General features: G+C 69.6%; 15 protein-coding genes. 4 read left to right on the forward strand and 11 right to left on the reverse strand.

What is annotated here, in order from left to right:
- Nucleotides 1–7 precede the first annotated feature (7 nt).
- Genes paaE through paaK form a run of 6 tightly spaced genes read right to left on the reverse strand, consistent with a single transcriptional unit; the run spans nucleotide 8 to nucleotide 5,156 of the window.
- Nucleotides 8–1,105: a 1,2-phenylacetyl-CoA epoxidase subunit PaaE gene (gene paaE, locus ACFPFG_RS17080; RefSeq protein ID WP_065347704.1), complete on the reverse strand. Its 1,098-nt coding sequence runs from the start codon at nucleotides 1,103–1,105 to the stop codon at nucleotides 8–10.
- On the reverse strand, nucleotides 1,102–1,671 hold the full coding sequence (gene paaD / locus ACFPFG_RS17085) for a 1,2-phenylacetyl-CoA epoxidase subunit PaaD (RefSeq protein WP_047218903.1): 570 nt from the start codon (nucleotides 1,669–1,671) through the stop codon (nucleotides 1,102–1,104). The genes paaE and paaD overlap by 4 nt, the downstream gene beginning before the upstream one ends.
- Nucleotides 1,671–2,453, reverse strand: coding sequence for a 1,2-phenylacetyl-CoA epoxidase subunit PaaC (gene paaC / locus ACFPFG_RS17090; protein ID WP_183017827.1), 783 nt, complete (start codon nucleotides 2,451–2,453; stop codon nucleotides 1,671–1,673). Before paaC ends, paaD begins: the two co-directional genes overlap by 1 nt.
- A 13-nt stretch (nucleotides 2,454–2,466) precedes the next feature.
- Nucleotides 2,467–2,772 carry a 1,2-phenylacetyl-CoA epoxidase subunit PaaB gene (gene paaB, locus ACFPFG_RS17095; protein WP_012202743.1) on the reverse strand — a complete coding sequence of 102 codons (306 nt, stop codon included), beginning with the start codon at nucleotides 2,770–2,772 and terminating at the stop codon, nucleotides 2,467–2,469.
- On the reverse strand, nucleotides 2,769–3,791 hold the full coding sequence (paaA, locus tag ACFPFG_RS17100) for a 1,2-phenylacetyl-CoA epoxidase subunit PaaA (protein ID WP_012202742.1): 1,023 nt from the start codon (nucleotides 3,789–3,791) through the stop codon (nucleotides 2,769–2,771). Before paaA ends, paaB begins: the two co-directional genes overlap by 4 nt.
- A 45-nt stretch (nucleotides 3,792–3,836) precedes the next feature.
- Entirely contained in the window at nucleotides 3,837–5,156 is a 1,320-nt protein-coding gene (gene paaK / locus ACFPFG_RS17105) for a phenylacetate--CoA ligase PaaK (RefSeq protein WP_380107531.1), read from the reverse strand.
- 147 nt (nucleotides 5,157–5,303) lie between these two features.
- Here paaK and paaN point away from each other — a divergent pair, with 147 nt between their 5' ends.
- Nucleotides 5,304–6,962: a phenylacetic acid degradation protein PaaN gene (gene paaN, locus ACFPFG_RS17110; RefSeq protein ID WP_380107533.1), complete on the forward strand. Its 1,659-nt coding sequence runs from the start codon at nucleotides 5,304–5,306 to the stop codon at nucleotides 6,960–6,962.
- A 15-nt stretch (nucleotides 6,963–6,977) separates the two neighbouring features.
- Here the strand turns inward: paaN and ACFPFG_RS17115 are convergent, their stop codons facing one another.
- A complete protein-coding gene (locus tag ACFPFG_RS17115; RefSeq protein ID WP_034389704.1) occupies nucleotides 6,978–7,613 on the reverse strand; it encodes a TetR/AcrR family transcriptional regulator in 636 nt (211 codons plus the stop codon).
- 191 nt (nucleotides 7,614–7,804) lie between these two features.
- On the opposite strand from ACFPFG_RS17115, the gene ACFPFG_RS17120 reads away from it, so the two are divergent.
- Together ACFPFG_RS17120 and ACFPFG_RS17125 are read left to right on the forward strand one after the other, a co-directional pair.
- Nucleotides 7,805–8,488, forward strand: a complete 684-nt coding sequence (locus ACFPFG_RS17120) for a LuxR C-terminal-related transcriptional regulator (protein WP_197954025.1) — start codon at nucleotides 7,805–7,807, stop codon at nucleotides 8,486–8,488.
- 5 nt (nucleotides 8,489–8,493) lie between these two features.
- On the forward strand, nucleotides 8,494–10,464 hold the full coding sequence (locus ACFPFG_RS17125) for a sensor histidine kinase (RefSeq protein WP_380107536.1): 1,971 nt from the start codon (nucleotides 8,494–8,496) through the stop codon (nucleotides 10,462–10,464).
- On the opposite strand, the gene ACFPFG_RS17130 is transcribed toward ACFPFG_RS17125, so the two are convergent.
- Together ACFPFG_RS17130 and mnmA are read right to left on the reverse strand one after the other, a co-directional pair.
- Nucleotides 10,433–11,992, reverse strand: a complete 1,560-nt coding sequence (locus ACFPFG_RS17130) for a serine hydrolase (protein ID WP_183020780.1) — start codon at nucleotides 11,990–11,992, stop codon at nucleotides 10,433–10,435. The two genes, ACFPFG_RS17125 and ACFPFG_RS17130, sit on opposite strands and share 32 nt — an antisense overlap.
- A gap of 132 nt (nucleotides 11,993–12,124) precedes the next feature.
- The gene (mnmA, locus tag ACFPFG_RS17135) at nucleotides 12,125–13,243 is read right to left on the reverse strand and encodes a tRNA 2-thiouridine(34) synthase MnmA (protein WP_197954031.1); all 1,119 of its coding nucleotides are present in this window, start codon (nucleotides 13,241–13,243) and stop codon (nucleotides 12,125–12,127) included.
- 102 nt (nucleotides 13,244–13,345) lie between these two features.
- Between mnmA and ACFPFG_RS17140 the strand changes: the two genes are divergently transcribed.
- The gene (locus tag ACFPFG_RS17140; RefSeq protein ID WP_043825124.1) at nucleotides 13,346–14,272 is read left to right on the forward strand and encodes a LysR substrate-binding domain-containing protein; all 927 of its coding nucleotides are present in this window, start codon (nucleotides 13,346–13,348) and stop codon (nucleotides 14,270–14,272) included.
- 13 nt (nucleotides 14,273–14,285) lie between these two features.
- On the opposite strand, the gene ACFPFG_RS17145 is transcribed toward ACFPFG_RS17140, so the two are convergent.
- On the reverse strand, nucleotides 14,286–15,056 hold the full coding sequence (locus ACFPFG_RS17145; RefSeq protein ID WP_183020777.1) for an enoyl-CoA hydratase: 771 nt from the start codon (nucleotides 15,054–15,056) through the stop codon (nucleotides 14,286–14,288).
- An 11-nt stretch (nucleotides 15,057–15,067) separates the two neighbouring features.
- The gene (locus ACFPFG_RS17150) at nucleotides 15,068–16,072 is read right to left on the reverse strand and encodes a Bug family tripartite tricarboxylate transporter substrate binding protein (protein WP_183020776.1); all 1,005 of its coding nucleotides are present in this window, start codon (nucleotides 16,070–16,072) and stop codon (nucleotides 15,068–15,070) included.

Raw genomic sequence — 16,072 nt, forward strand, 5'->3', positions numbered from 1 at the left:
ACGGCCCTCACCGCTCATCGAACGACAGCACCACGCGCTCGGTCAGCGGATGCGCCTGGCAGGTCAGCACGAAGCCGCAGGCGACCTCGTTCTTGTCGAGGGCGAAGTTGCGCTCCATGCGCACCTCGCCCTCGACCACCTTGGCGCGGCAGGTGCCGCAGACGCCCGAGGTGCAGGAATAAGGCACTTCCAGCCCGGCCGAGGAGGCCGCGTCCAGGATGCTGGCCTGGCCGCGCGTGAAGGGGATCTCGCGCGAGAGGCCGTCGCGCACCAGGGTGATGCGGGCGGTGGCGGCGTCGCCGGGCTGGGCCTCGTGCACCACGGCGCCCACCGTGCCCTGGCCTGCGGCCGGCAGGGCCACGCCGAAGCGCTCGATGTGGATGCGCTCCTCGGCCACGCCGGCGGCCAGCAGGGCGGCCTCGGCCTCGTCGTTCATCTGGAAGGGTCCGCAGATGTAGACATGGTCGATGTGCGCGGCCGGCACCACGCCCTGCAGGAATTCGGCGATCTTGGCGCGGTCCATCACGCCCATGTTCAGCGGCAGGTCGGTGTGTTCGTCCGAGAACACATGCTGCAGTGACAGCCGCGACATGTAGCGGTTCTTGAGGTCCTCGATCTCCTCCTTGAACATGGTGGACTGCAGCTGGCGGTTGCCGTAGATCAGCGTGAAGCGACTGGCGGGCTCGCGCGCCAGCACGGTCTTCATGATGGACAGGATGGGCGTGATGCCGCTGCCGCCGGCGATGCCCACATGGTGGCGCGCGGCCCCGGGCTCGATGGGCACGAAGAAGCGGCCCTGGGGCGCCATGACCTGCAGCGTGTCGCCGGGGCGCAGATGCTCGTTGATCCAGTTGGAGAACTGGCCGCCGCGCACCTTGCGCACGCCCACGCGCAGCTCGCCGTCATCCACGCCCGCGCAGATGGAGTAGCTGCGGCGCAGGTCCTGGCCGTCGATCTGGTGGCGCAGGGTGAGGTACTGGCCCTGGGTGAAGCCGAAGACCTCGCGCAGCGCGGGCGGCACGTCGAAGGAGACGACCACGGCCTCGGCCGTGTCGGGCGCAATGCTGCGCACGCGCAGCGGGTGGAACATCGTGGTCGTGGTCATATCGGCTTGAAGTGTTCGAAGGGTTCGCGGCAGTCCAGGCAGCGGTGCAGGGCCTTGCAGGCCGTGGCGCCGAAGGCCGACAGCCGTTCGGTGTGCACGCTGCCGCAGTGCGGGCAGGCAACGGGCTCGGGCACGGCAATGCCCTGGCGGCGGCGCACCAGGCGGATGGGCGAAGTGCCCTCCGGCAGGCCGGCGTCGCCGCAGCGCCCGGGCGGCGCGATGCCGTATTCGCGCAGCTTGCGCCGGCCGTCGTCGCTGATCCAGTCCGTGGTCCAGGCCGGGGCGCGGCGCAGCACGGCGCGCGCGGGGCCCAGGCCTGCGGCCTCGATGGCGTCGAGCACGCTGCGCTCGATGACCTCGGTGGCGGGGCAGCCCGAGTAGGTGGGCGTGAGCACGATCTCCATGCCCTGGCCTTCGGGCAGGGCATGGACCTCGCGCACGATGCCCAGCTCGCAGACCGAGATCACGGGCACCTCGGGATCGGGCACGTCCTGCAGCGCGGCCCAGGCCAGGCGCTCGCGCTCGGCCGAGGCGGATGTGACGGCCACAAGCCGTGCGGCAGCCATCACCACACCCCGCCCGGATAGGCGCGCTGCAGGTGCTGCATCTCGGCCAGGATGAAGCCCATGTGCTCGCTGTGCACGCCGTTGCGGCCCGTGCTGCGGAAGGCGGATTCGGCCGGCATGTCCAGCGTGGCCTCCTGCAGCAGGGCGGCCATCTCGGCCTGCCAGGGCTCGCGCAGCTCGGACCAGGACGGGCCCAGGCCGCTGGCGCGCGCGGCGGCGTCCGTGGCGTCGTCGGTGAACAGTTCGGCCGCATAGCGCCACAGCTGGGCCAGCGCCGCCTCCATGCGCTGGCGCGATTCCTCGGTGCCGTCGCCCAGGCGCACCACCCAGTCGCCCGCGTGCTGCTCGTGGTAGCGCGCCTCCTTGAGTGCCTTGGCGGCGATGGCGGCCAGCTCGGCGTCGCTGGAGTGCACCAGCCGCTCCCACATCAGGCGCAGCCAGGTGGCGGCCATGGCGTTGCGCAGCACGGTGAAGGCGAAGTCGCCGCGCGGCAGCTCGGCCAGCGTGGCGTTGAAGTAGTCGCGCTCGTCGCGCAGAAAGGCCAACTGGTCCTCGTCGTGCGCGCGGCCTTCGAGCTGGCCGGCGCGGGTCAGCAGCGCGCGCGCCTGGCCGACCAGGTCCAGCGCCATGTTGGTCATGGCGATGTCCTCTTCGAGGATGGGCGCGTGGCCGCACCACTGGCCCAGGCGCTGGGCCAGGATCAGGCAGGTATCGCCCAGGCGCAGCAGGTACTGCACCTCGGGGCGGGCGTCGATGGAGATGGAGGAGGCGGAGGCGTTCATGGCAGCTCCCCGCTCACATGTGGTCCACCGAGGGCGGCAGCTGGTAGAAGGTCGGGTGGCGGTAGACCTTGTCCTGGGCCGGGTCGAAGAACATGTCCTTGTCGCCGGGGTCGCTGGCCACGATCTGGTCCGAGCGCACCACCCAGACGCTCACGCCCTCCTGGCGCCGCGTGTAGACGTCGCGCGCCATCTGCAGCGCCATCTGCGGGTCGGCCGCATGCAGGCTGCCGCAGTGCTTGTGGTCCAGGCCGGCCTTGCTGCGGACGAAGACTTCCCACAGCGGCCATTCGTTGGTGATGTTCTGTTCGACGGCGGTCATGCGGCCTCCTTGCGGGTCTGGTTTCTCTGTGTCTGCTTGCGGGCATGGGCCAGGGCGGCCTCGCGCACCCAGGCGCCTTCGTCCCAGGCCTTGACGCGGGCGCCCAGGCGCTCGCGGTTGCAGGGTCCGTCTCCGGCGATCACGCGCCAGAACTCGTCCCAGTCGATGGGGCCGTGGTCATGGGCCTGGCGCGCCTCGTTCCATTTCAGGTCGGGGTCGGGCAGGGTGACGCCCAGCACCTTGGCCTGGTCCACCGTGGCGTCGATGAACTTCTGGCGCAGCGCGTCGTTGGAGATGCGCTTGATGCCCCAGCGCATGGACTGCGCGCTGTTGGGCGACTGGTCGTCGGGCGGGCCGAACATCATGATGGACGGCCACCACCAGCGGTTGACGGCGTCCTGCACCATGGCCTTCTGCGCCTCGGTGCCCTGCTGCATCATGGTCAGCAGCGCCTCGTAGCCCTGGCGCTGGTGAAAGCTCTCCTCGCGGCAGATGCGCACCATGGCGCGCGCGTAGGGCGCATAGGAGCAGCGGCAGATGGGCACCTGGTTCATGATGGCCGCGCCGTCCACCAGCCAGCCGATGGTGCCCATGTCGGCCCAGGTCAGCGTGGGGTAGTTGAAGATGGAGCTGTACTTGGCCTTGCCCGTGTGCAGCGCGTGCAGCATCTGGTCGCGGCTGCTGCCCAGGGTCTCGGCGGCGGCGTAGAGGTACAGGCCATGGCCGCCCTCGTCCTGCACCTTGGCCAGCAGGATGGCCTTGCGCTTGAGCGTGGGCGCGCGGCTGATCCAGTTGCCCTCGGGCAGCATGCCGACGATCTCGCTGTGCGCATGCTGGCTGATCTGGCGCAGCAGCGTCTTGCGGTAGTTATCGGGCATCCAGTCCTTGGCCTCGATGAATTCGCCGGCATCGATGCGCTCGTCAAAGCGCTGCTGCAGGCGCATTTCGTCGGCCGAGCGCACGGCCTTGCCGCCATCGCCCGCTTCCTTGCCCATGGTGTCCATGGCCTGGGTATACATGTGCGATCTCCTTCAATGAAATGGTTGACGACGGCCGGCGGTGCCTCAACGCGGCCGCTTGTCGTACACGCGCCGGGCCTTGCCGGTCTGCGTGCGCTCGATGGTGTCGGGATCGAAGACGCGCACCGCCGTGGAAATGCCCACCAGGGTCTTGATGCGCTGCTGCACCCACTGCGCGATCTCGCCGCGCTCGGCATCGCCCAGGCCGCGCCGCTGCGGCTGCAGCTCGCAGTGCACCTCGACGGTGTCCAGCAGGCCTTCACGGCTGATGTGCATCTGGTACAGGCCCGTGAGGCTGGCATTGGCCAGCACGATTTCCTCGATCTGGGTCGGAAAGACGTTGACGCCGCGGATGATCATCATGTCGTCGCTGCGCCCCACGATCTTGCCCATGCGCCGGAAGCTGCGCGAAGTCGGCGCCAGCAGCCGCGTCAAATCCCGCGTGCGGTAACGAATGATGGGCATGGCTTCCTTGGACAGCGACGTGAAGACCAGCTCGCCCTCGCTGCCGTCGGGCAGCACCTCGCCCGTGTCCGGGTCGATGATCTCCGGGTAGAAATGGTCCTCCCAGATCACCGGCCCGTCCTTGCTCTCCACGCATTCGCTGGCCACGCCCGGGCCCATGACCTCCGACAGGCCGTAGATGTCCACGGCGTCCAGCCCCGCCTTGCCCTCGATCTCGCGGCGCATGGCCTCGGTCCAGGGCTCGGCGCCGAAGATGCCGATCTTCAAGGAGCTTGCGCGCGGGTCCATCCCCTGGCGCTGCATCTCCTCCACGATCACCTGCATGTAGCTGGGCGTGACCATGATGATGTCGGGCCGGAAGTCCTGGATCAGCTGCACCTGCTTTTCGGTCTGCCCGCCCGACATGGGCACCACGGTGCAGCCGGCGCGCTCGGCACCGTAGTGCGCACCCAGGCCGCCCGTGAACAGGCCGTAGCCATAGGCCACATGCACCATGTCGCCGGGCCGCCCGCCCGCCGCGCGGATGGAGCGCGCCACCAGGTTCGCCCAGTTGTCGATGTCATTCAACGTGTAGCCCACGACCGTGGGCTTGCCTGTGGTGCCCGAGGAGGCATGCACGCGCGCCACCTTCTGGCGCGGCACGGCGAACATGCCGAACGGGTAGTTCTCGCGCAGGTCCTTCTTGGTGGTGAAGGGAAAACGGGCCAGGTCGGACAGCGTGCGCAGATCGGACGGATGCACGCCCTTCTCGTCGAAGGCGCGGCGGTAGTGGGGCACGTTGTCGTAGGCGTGCTGCAGCGACCAGCGCAGGCGCTGCAGCTGCAGCGAGGCGATCTCGTCGCGGCTGGCGGTTTCGAGGGGGTCGAGGTCGCCGGGGGCGGGGCGCAGGTCTTTGTTCATCGGGTTCTGGCGTCGTGAGGCAAGGGGTTCAGAATAATTGACCGACCGGACGGTAGGATTATAAGATGCAGCTTTCTTGAGCAACAAGGCTTGTTGTCCGGTACTAACCCTGATAGCGACGCCACATTCCAACCCAGGAGACATCCCATGCCCGCCCACGCCCTCTACGAACGCCACCGCCCCCTGCTGGACGACGCCCTGCAAGCCCTGTCCCGCCGGGGCCACTGGTCGCCCTTCCCCGAGGCGCCCTCGCCCAAGGTGTATGGCGAGACCGCCCAGGCCCAGGGCCACACCGCCGTGCAGGCGCTGTTCGGCAAGGACTATCCGCTGCGCCAGCCCGGCGAAACCGCCCGCGTGGCCACCGAGCAATCGCCCTATGGCGTGGCCCTGGAAATCCGCTACCCCGAGTGCGATGCCCAGGCGCTGGTGGATGCCGCCCAGGCGGCCGAGCCCGCATGGCAGGCGCTGGGACCCCAGGGCCGCACCGGCGTGCTGCTGGAGGCGCTGACGCGCATCCACCAGCGCAGCTTCGAGATCGCGCATGCGGTGATGCTGACCACGGGCCAGGGCGCGATGATGGCCTTCCAGGCCGGCGGCCCCCATGCCCAGGACCGCGCCCTGGAAGCCATTGCCGTGGCCTGGAAGGCCATGGCCGACGTGCCTGCCGAGGCCGTCTGGGAAAAGCCCCAGGGCAAGCATGCGCCCGCCGTGCTGCACAAGCGCTTCGAGATCGTGGGGCGTGGCGTGGCCCTGGTCATCGGCTGCGCCACCTTCCCGACCTGGAACACCTACCCGGGCCTGTTCGCCGCGCTGGCCACGGGCAATCCCGTGATCGTCAAGCCCCACCCCAACGCCGTGCTGCCGGCCGCGCTCACCGTGAGCGTGCTGCGCGATGTGCTGACCGAGCAGGGCCTGGACCCCAACCTCGTGACCCTGGCCGTGAGCGACAAGCCCGAATTGACCCAGGCCCTGGCCACGCACGCGGCCGTGGCATCCATCGACTTCACGGGCGGCAATGCCTTCGGCCAGTGGCTGCAGGCGCATGCGCCGCAGGCACGCCTGTATGCCGAGATGGCCGGCGTGAACCTGGTGGTGATCGAGTCCACCGATGCCTACGCAGGCATGCTGCGCAATCTGGCCCTGTCACTGTCGCTGTACAGCGGCCAGATGTGCACCACCACGCAGAACCTGCTGATTCCGGCCGGCGGCATAGAGACTGACCAGGGCCACAAGAGCTTCGAGCAGGTCGGCGCCGATCTGGCCGCCGCCATCGACCAGTTGCTGGCCGATCCCAAGGTGGCCTTCACCGTGCTGGGCGCCATAGGCTCTGCGCAGACCGTGGAGCGCGTGGAACAGGCCGCCACCGTGGGCCGCGCCGTGCGCGCCTCGCAAAAGCTCACCCATCCCGAGTACCCGCAGGCCGAGGTGCGCACGCCCGCGCTGCGCGCGCTGGACGTGGCGGACGCCGCCATCTACGAGCGCGAATGCTTCGGCCCCGTCTCCTACCTGGTGGCCGTGCCCTCGGCCCAGGGCGCGCGCGAGCTGGCCGAGCGCAGCGTGCGTGCGCATGGCGCGATGACGCTGGGCGTGTATTCCACGAATGCGGCCTTCGTCGATGCCGTGGCGGCCTCGGCGCTGCGCTCGCGCGTGGCCCTGTCCATCAACCTCACGCAGGGCGTGATGGTCAACCAGTCGGCAGGCTTCTCGGACTTCCACGCCACGGGCGGCAATCCCGCGGCCAATGCCAGCTACACCACGCTGGCCTTCGTGGCCGACCGCTTCGTGGTCGTGCAGCGCAGGTGGTGAGGGGCCGGTCCGAGCCTAGGCCTGGCGGGCCTTGCGCGGCTTCTTGCCGTCCGGCACGCTGACCGCGCGCACGCCGCCGAAGAACAGCTGGGACACCATGGTGCCTATGGCGTCATGGTCCAGCGTGCCGCCCGGCTTGAGCCAGGTGAAGGTCCAGTTGATCATGCCGAACAGCAGCATGGCCAGGGGCTTGCCCAGGGCGCTGTCGGCGGGCTCGCCGCGCACCTGGGCAATGGTCTGCGCAAAGGCGGCGACCACGCGGCGCTCCACGTCCAGGATGCGCTGCTGGTCTTCCTCGCGCAGGAAGCGCACGTCCTCGGTCAGCACGCGGTGGGCATTCTGGGCCTGGGCGTACTCCTGGCCGAAGCCGCGGATCAGCGCATGCAGGCGCTGCTCGGGATCGGCATGGGCCTGCAGGGTGTCGTTGACCAGGGCTTCGAGGCGCAGCACATGCTCTTCGGCAATGCGCACGGCCAGGTCGTGCTTGTCGATCACATAGTGGTAGAGCGTGGCCTTGGAGACGCCGCAGGCCGCAGCCACCTCGTTCATGGAGGTGCCCGCATAGCCGCGCTGCGCGAACAGCTGGGCGGCGTGGGAGAGGATCATTTCACGCTGGCCATCGTAGCCAGCAGGGTCACGTACGCGTGCCATGCGGCGGCGTCCTTTCGGTAGGTGTCGTTGCCAGGGTCCGCCCGTGCGGCCCGGGCCGGAATTATGGACGGCGCAGCGGCACGCGCCCCCGCGATTACCAGTTTTCAGGGATATGCAAAGATGCGGGCTTCGCCCACAGTCGGGCGGCCATCCTGCCCCTTTTTACGCCCGCCGCTGCGCACGCCTTTTCCATGCCCGCCCACCTGCTTGTCCCAGAGTCCACGCTTCCGGCCCCGGTGCTGGTGGTGGAGGACGAGCCGCTGATCCGCCAGCGGCTGCAGTCCGTGCTGGGCCAGCTGGGCTACACGCCCGATGCCCTGCTGTTCGCCGGCTCCCTGGCCCAGGCCCGCGCCTGCCTGGCCGAGCCCGTGGCCCTGGCCCTGGTGGACCTGGGCCTGCCCGACGGCAGCGGCATCGACCTGATCGCCGAGATGCGCAGCGCAGACCCGGCCGTGGGCATCCTGGTGATCTCGGCCTGGAGCACGGAGGATGCCATCCTCTCGGCGCTGCGCGCGGGCGCCACCGGCTATGTGCTCAAGGAACGCGACGACCTGGAAGTCTCGCTGTCCATCCGCAGCGTGCTGCGCGGCGGTGCGCCCATCGACCCCTTCATCGCGCGCCGCGTGATCGCCGAGCTGCAGGGCCCGGCACCCGCCACGCCGGAGAGCACCGGCACCGAGTCCACGCTGAGCGCGCGCGAAAGCCAGATCCTGCGCCTGGTGGCCGATGGCCTGACCAACCGCGAGATCGCCGAGCAGCTGCACCTGTCGCGCTACACGGTGGAATGCCACATCAAGCACATCTACCGCAAGCTGGCCGTGTCCTCGCGCACGCGCGCCGTCAACACGGCACGCGTGCGCGGATTGCTGGGCTGACGGCCATGGGCTGGGGGCGCCGGTGGTGCTGCCTGGTGCGGCACTTCGCCCTGGGCCTGGCGGTCCTCCTGTGCAGTACCTGCGCCTTGGCCCAGGCCTGCCTGCCGCAGATCCTGTCCATCCAGTCCGCCAAGGCCGCAGGCCAGGGACCGCCGCCCATCGCCAGCGCGGTACGCGACTGGCACAACGTGACCCTGCCCGACCACTGGCTGGACCGCTGGCCCGGCTACAGCGGCGCCGTCTGGTACCGCATCGACTGGCAGCGCGGCTGCGCTCACCCCCCTGCCGCTTCTGCTACCGCTCCCGCCGCCGCCGATCCCGTGGCGCTGGCCCTGCACTCCATGGTCATGGCCGGCGAGGTCTTCGTGAACGGCGACCTGCTGTGGCGCGACCGGAACCTGGTCGAGCCCCTGTCGCGCAGCTGGAACCTGCCGCGCTTTTGGCTGCTGCCCGAATCCGCCCTGCATGCGGGCACCAACAGCGTGTGGATCCGCGTGCACGGCCTGGCCGAGCAGACGCCGGGCCTGGGCGAGGTGCGCCTGGGCGAGCCCGAGGCGCTGCGCCAGTGGCACGAGCAGACCTGGTGGAACCATCGCACGCTGTTTGCCATGAACATCGTGGTCTCGCTGGTGCTGGGCGTGCTGTTCGCCTTTGCCTGGCTGCAGCGGCGCGCCAGCAAGGCCTTTGGCTGGTATGCGCTCAACGCCTTCTGCTGGGCGCTGTTCCTGGCCAATATCCTGGCCACCGAGGCCTGGCCCTTTCCCGACACCCTGGCCGTGGCACGCGGCAACCTGCTGGTCTTTCTGCTGTTCGGCCAGAGCTTTTGCCTGTTCACCTGGCGCTTCGGCAGGCTGCACCTGCCCCGGCTGGAAAAGCTGCTGTGGGCGCTGACGCTGGCCGGCATGGCCGCCGCCATCTTCGCGCCCTGGTGGCTGGTGGACGGCGTGCTGCACATCGGCCTGGTGTACTTCGGCATCTGCGTGGCCGTGTCGCTGCACTTTCCGCTGCACGCCTGGCGCACGCGCGAGCCGGGCCACCTGGTCTACGCGGCCTGCCTGCTGGTCTTCCTGTGCGCGGGCCTGCACGACATGCTGGCGCTCAAGAAGGTGATCGGCCCCGCCATGCCCTGGATGCCCTATACCGCGCCGCTGACCATGCTGGCCCTGTCCATGGTGCTGGGCCGGCAGTTCATGCTCGGCATGCGCCGCATCGAGCAGTTCAACCAGGAGCTGACCGACAGCGTGGCGCGTGCCTGCGACGAGCTCGGCGGCACGCTGGCGCGCGAGCATGCGCTGGCGCTCAGCCACTCGCGGCTGCAGGAGCGGATGCAGCTGGCGCACGACCTGCACGACAGCCTGGGCGGCTCCCTGGTGCGCTCCATCGCCATGGTGGAGCAGGCGGGCGGCCCCATGCACAACCGCCAGTTCCTGTCCATGCTCAAGCTGCTGCGCGACGACCTGCGCCAGATGATCGACAGCGGCACCAGCGTCTCCGTCACCGTGCCGGACACGCCCCAGGCCTGGATTGCGCCGCTGCGCCACCGCTTTGCCAGCCTGTTCGACGAGCTGGACATGCAGTCCGACTGGCAGGTGCCTGCCGCCTGGCCGCAGCCGCCCGGTGCGCTGCAGTGCCTGGCGCTGACGCGCGTGCTGGAGGAAGCGCTGGCCAATGTGATCAAGCACAGCCGCGCGCAGTGCGTACAGGTGCAGATGCAGTGGCCCGACCCGCATTGGCTGATGCTGCGCATCACCGACGACGGCGCAGGCTTTGACGTGGCTGCCGTGCAGCAGGCCGGCATGGGCGTGGGCCTGCGCAGCATGCAGGCGCGCCTGCTGCGCCTGGGCGGCCACCTGGACATGGATTCGGAGCCTGGCGCCACCATGCTGGCTGCCTGGCTGCCCGTGCCCGGCGATCCCCTGCACGACGGCACGGGGCAGGACAACCTCAGCGGGAAAAGCGCCCCATCCCCGCGCTGACGCCGGCCGGTGTCAGCACATCGTCGAAATACTCCAGCGTGAGCTGGCTGCCATCGAACGTGGCCTTGGACAGGCTGCCCGGCGAATCGCCCTCGGGCACGAAGCTGAAGACCTCGCCATCCCAGTGGCTGAGCAGCATGCGCTGCGAGCCCAGGCTGACCTGCAGCCCCGCGCCACCGGACTGCAGGCCGACCTGGGCCGGTCCGTAGAAGCGGTTGGCGTAGCTGCCCACATAGGCGCCCAGCGGCCGGGGCGGACGGGGGAAAGGGGGCCGGGTCTTGCCCGCCAGCTCGCCATGGGGCTGCATGATGGGTGCCAGCCGCTTGGTCCAGATGCTCTCCCAGTCCTGGCGCTGGCGGCCCCATTCGACCTGGTCCAGAAACTGCGAGACCACGATCTCGGGCACGCCGATGGGCATGCCGTTGGTCAGCACCACGATGCCCAGCTTGAGCTCGGGCATGACGGTGAAGCTGGTCGCGCTGCCCGTGCCGAAGGCGCCCGAGTGGCTGTAGGTGGTGCGCCCCGCCTCGGACACGCCCACGTTGAAGCCGAAGCCGTAGTAGCGCGCAGGCTCGCCATTGCCGGCCGGCGACTGCAGCATCTGCGGCGACAGCGCCGTGCGCAGCGCCTGCGCATCGACCACCTGGCGGCCCTCGAAGCGACCCTCGTCCAGCAGCATGGTCATCCAGCGCGCCATGTCGCGCACCGTGGAGCTGACGCCGCCCGCAGCCGACTGCGCATCGGGCCGGCGCACCGGCCCCGCCTGCCACACGCCGTTGACGCGCAGGTGGCCGGCCGCGCGGTTGGCGCGCGCCTCGAAATCGGCAAACAGCGAGCTGGTCTGCGTCATGCCCAGCGGGCCGTAGACGGCCTGCTGCGACAGCGCCGCCCAGGACTGGCCTGCGATGGCGGCCACCGCCTCGGCGCCCGTGGTCAGGCCGAAGTTGCTGTAGGCGTACTGGGTGCCCAGGGGCCGCAGCGGCAGGTAGCGCAGGCGCTCCAGAATCTGGCGCTGGCTGTAGCCCAGCTCCTCCAGCGCATCGCCGGCCTGGCCGGGCAGGCCCGAGCGGTGGGCATACATGTCGCCCACGGTGACGCGCTGGGCGGCATCGGCGTCCTCCAGCGTCCACCAGGGCAGGCCCTGCTGCACGCGCGTGTCCCAGGACACGCGGCGCTGGCCCACCTGCTGCGCCACCACGGTGGCGCCCACGGACTTGGAGACCGAGGCCAGCTGGAACACCGTGTCCGCATCCACGGCCAGCGACGAGCCCAGCCTGCGCACGCCCATGCCCTGGGCATGGACCAGGCGCCCCTCATGCACCACCGCCACGGCCACGCCGGGCACGCCCGTGCGCCGCATCTGCGCGCGCACCTGGCCATCGAGTTGATCGAGCGCACGCCTGACGCGGTCCGTCACGGGCGGATCGATGGGATCGCCCCAAGACACCTCGCCGTTGCATCCCGCCGTGGCCACGGCGCCCAGGGCCGCTCCCAGAAAATGCCGGCGCGCAAGAATCGATGAAGCCATGGGGTCTCCTGTGGTGCTGTCGTGAAGAACGAAAAGAAACAAGAAAAAAGGGGCGGTTGTGCCGCCCCCCGTGACGATAGCAAATGGCGCCGGGCCGCATCCTGCACGGCGTCAATCCGCATCAGTGCCGCATCAGTGCGGATCCACCGCCGCGATGATGCCGCCGCCCAGGCACACGTCGCCGTCGTAGAGCACGGCCGACTGGCCGGGCGTGACGGCCCATTGCGGCTCGGGGAAATCCAGCCGGAAGCCCTCGGGCGTGGCGCCCGAGACCAGGGCCGGCGAGTCGGGCTGGCGGTAGCGCGTCTTGGAGCCGTAGGCCTTGCCCTCGGCGGGCGCGTGGCCGGCCACCCAGCTGACCTGGTCGGCCAGCAGCGACTGCGACAGCAGCCAGGGATGGTCATGGCCCTGCACCACGCGCAGCGTGTTGGTGTCCAGCTCCTTGCGCGCCACGAACCAGGGCTCATGGTCGCCGCCGCCGCGCGGCGCGCCCTTTTCCTTGATGCCGCCGATGCCCAGGCCCGAGCGCTGGCCCAGCGTGTAGAACGACAGGCCCACATGCTTGCCCAGCTTGCGGTTGCGGTCGTCGAGGATGTTGCCGGGCTCCTTGCTGATGTAGCGGTTCAGGAAGTCGCGGAACGGCCGCTCGCCGATGAAGCAGATGCCCGTGGAGTCCTTCTTCTTCGCGTTGGGCAGGCCGATCTCCTCGGCAATGCGGCGCACCTCGGTCTTCTTCAGCTCGCCCACGGGGAACATGGACTTGGACAGCTGGGCCTGGTTGAGGCGGTGCAGGAAGTAGCTCTGGTCCTTGGCCGGGTCCAGCCCCTTGAGCAGCTCGAACAGCTGCGTGTCGGGGTTCCGGCGCACGCGGGCGTAGTGGCCCGTGGCGATCTTCTCGGCGCCCAGGCGCATGGCGTGGTCCAGGAAGGCCTTGAACTTGATCTCGGCATTGCACAGCACGTCGGGGTTGGGCGTGCGGCCGGCCTGGTACTCGCGCAGGAACTCGGCGAAGACACGGTCCTTGTACTCGGAGGCGAAGTTCACATGCTCGATCTCGATGCCGACCACGTCGGCCACGGCGGCGGCATCGACGAAATCGACATTGGACGAGCAGTATTCGCTGTCGTCGTCATCTTCCCAGTTCTTCATGAAGATGCCGACCACTTCATGGCCCTGTTGCTTGAGGAGATGGGCCGTGACAGCGGAGTCCACACCGCCCGACAGGCCCACCACGACGCGGTGTTTAGTCATGGCAGCGATTATCCCAGCGCCCTTCAAAGGCTGCGCGCCACGGGCTTTGCAGCCCTGCGCCAGCAGGAATAATGGCCCTCTTGCCCCCTGGGAAACGCCCGCATGCGCTACGACCTGACCGATCTCAAGCTGTTCATGGCCATCGCCCAGGCCGGCAATCTCTCGCGTGCCAGCCAGGCACGGCATCTCACACCTTCGGCCGCCAGCCAGCGCCTGCGCAACCTGGAGCAGGCCCTGGGCTGCCAGCTGTTCACGCGCGAGCACAAGGGCATGCGGCTGACCGAGGAAGGCCACGCCATGCTCGAGCATGCGCGCGGCGTGTTCGCCGCCATCGACGGCATGGAGGCCGAGGCCGCCCTGCTGGGCAGCAGCCTGCAGGGCAAGGCAACGCTGGCGGCCAACAGCTCCTCGCTGCACGGCTTCATAGGCCCGCACATCGGCGAATTCCTGACCGCCTTTCCCGAGGTGAACCTCACCCTGGTCGAGCAGACCAGCGAGACGATTGCCGCCAGCGTGGCCGAGGGCGAGGCCGACCTGGGCGTCTACGCGGGCGAGCCCATGGCGGGCGCCGTGGCCTGCGAGACCTTTGCGCTGGACCGCCTGGTGGTGATTGCCCCGCCCGGCCATCCGCTGGTACCCCAGCCGGGCGAGAGGCAAGAGGACGGCGAAGGCCCTTCCTGCCGCTTCTTCGACACCCTGTCCCATGCCTTCGTGGGCATGGCGCTGACCAGCAGCAACTACGCCTTTCTGCGCGAGCTGGCCAAGCGCCATGGCCGGCCGCTGCGTTGCCGCATCCACGTGGACGATTTCACCTCCATCGTGCGGCTGGTCTCGCAGGGCGTGGGCCTGGCCATCATTCCGCACAGCATCTACCGCAGGCTCGGCACCGCGCATGCGGTGGCCTGCCTGCCGCTGGAGGAAACCTGGGCACGGCGCCCGCTGCAGCTGGTGCGCTCCAGCGAACGGCCGCTGACGCCCACCGCGCAGCGGCTGCGCAGCTTTCTGAAAGGGCTGGCCGACAAGGCCTAGGCCCGGCCTGGGTTCAGGGCTGGGCCTTGGCCTGCTTGCGCTCCAGGAAGGCATTCATGTGGTGCTGCGGCTCGCCCGTGTTGAAGGCCGCGCCGAACTCGGCCACGCTGTCGGTGATGGCCGAGTCCACGCCCATGCCCTCCCAGCGGCGCAGCAGGCGCTTTTGCTGGCGCAGCGCCTCGATGCCGATCTCGCCCAGCCCCTCGGCAATCTGCGCGATGCGGGCATCGAGCTGGTCGCCGGGCACGCATTCGTTGAGCAGGCCCCAGCGCTCGGCCTGCAGGGCGCCGATGTTCTCGCCCGTGAGCAGCAGCCAGCTGGCGCGCGTGCCGCCGATCTGCGCGGGCATCATGGCCGCGTGGATCACCGAGGGAATGCCGACCTTGACCTCGGGCATGCCCACCACGGCATCATCGGCCGCGATGCGCAGGTCGGCCGCCATGGCCAGCTCCAGCCCGCCGCCCAGCGTATGGCCCTGCAGCCTGGCGATCACGGGCACGGGGAAATGCCGCACCGCGTTGCACAGGTCGCGCAGCCCGCTGATGAAGGCGCGTGCCGAGGCGGCATCGAGCGACGCCATCTCGCGGATGTCGGCCCCCGCCACGAAGGCGCGCGTGCCCGATCCGCGCAGCACCAGGCAGTGCAGATCGGGGCGCTCGGCCAGCTCGGCCAGCTGCGCGGTCAGCGCGCGGATCACGGGCGTGCCCAGGATGTTCAGCGGCCCGCCGCCCGTGATGGTGAGCACGGCGGTCTGCGGGGTGGGAAAGGTCACTTGTGCATGCACGGCAGATCTCCTCAAAGTTTCTCGAATCCGATGTCGCGGATCAGCTGGGACCAGGCGCGGTTGGAGCGCTCCACCGTCTGCCTGAACTGCGCCGGCTCCTGGAAGTCCACGACGGCGCCCTGCTGCTCTATGGTCTTGATCAGCTCGGGCTTTTGCAAGGTCTTGCGCATGGCTTCGCTGAGCCTGGCAAGAATGGCGGGATCGAGCCTGGCAGGCGCGCCCAGGCCGTACCAGGACATGTCGTTCATGGGCTTGAGACCGGCCTCGGCATAGGTGGGCACGCCGGGCAGGGCCGGCAGGCGCACGGGGCTGGACACGGCCAGGGCACGCAGCTGGCCGCCCGCGATCAGCGCGCCCGAGGACGGCATGTTGTCGAACACCACATCGAGCTGCCCCGCCATCAGGTCGTTGAGCGCCGGCCCCAGGCCCTTGTAGGGCACATGGGTGAGGGTGGTGCCCGTGGTGCTGCCGAACAGCGCACCGCTCAGGTGGCTGAGCCCGCCATTGCCCGAGGAGCCGTAGTTGAGCCGGCCCGGCGCGGCGCGCGCCGCGTCGCTCACATCCCTGGCGCTCTTGTAGGCCGAGCCTGCGCTGACCACCATCACGCCCGGCACATTGGCGATGTTGGTGATGGGGGTGAAGTCCTTCACCGGCTCATACGCGGGCTTGGCGTAGACGTTGGGGTTCACGGCATGCGAGCTCTCCACCATCATCACCAGGGTGTAGCCGTCGGCCGGCTGCTTGGCCGCATAGGCCGAGCCCGTGCTGCCGCCCGCGCCGGGGCGGTTTTCCACCACCACGGGCTGGCCCAGCGTCTCGCCCAGGTAGCGGGCCGCCACGCGCGCGATCACATCGGTGGCGCCGCCCACCGCATAGGGCACGACCAGGCGTACGGGCCGGTCGGGATAGCTTCCTGCCCCTGCCGCCCCCGCTGCCCCTGCTGCATATGCCAGCGGCATCCCCGCCAGCGCGGCGGCTGCCACGGCGGCCTTCAGTGCGTTCATGCGTTTCGTCAT

Source organism: Delftia deserti (assembly GCF_042653485.1).
GTDB lineage: Bacteria > Pseudomonadota > Gammaproteobacteria > Burkholderiales > Burkholderiaceae_C > Comamonas > Comamonas acidovorans.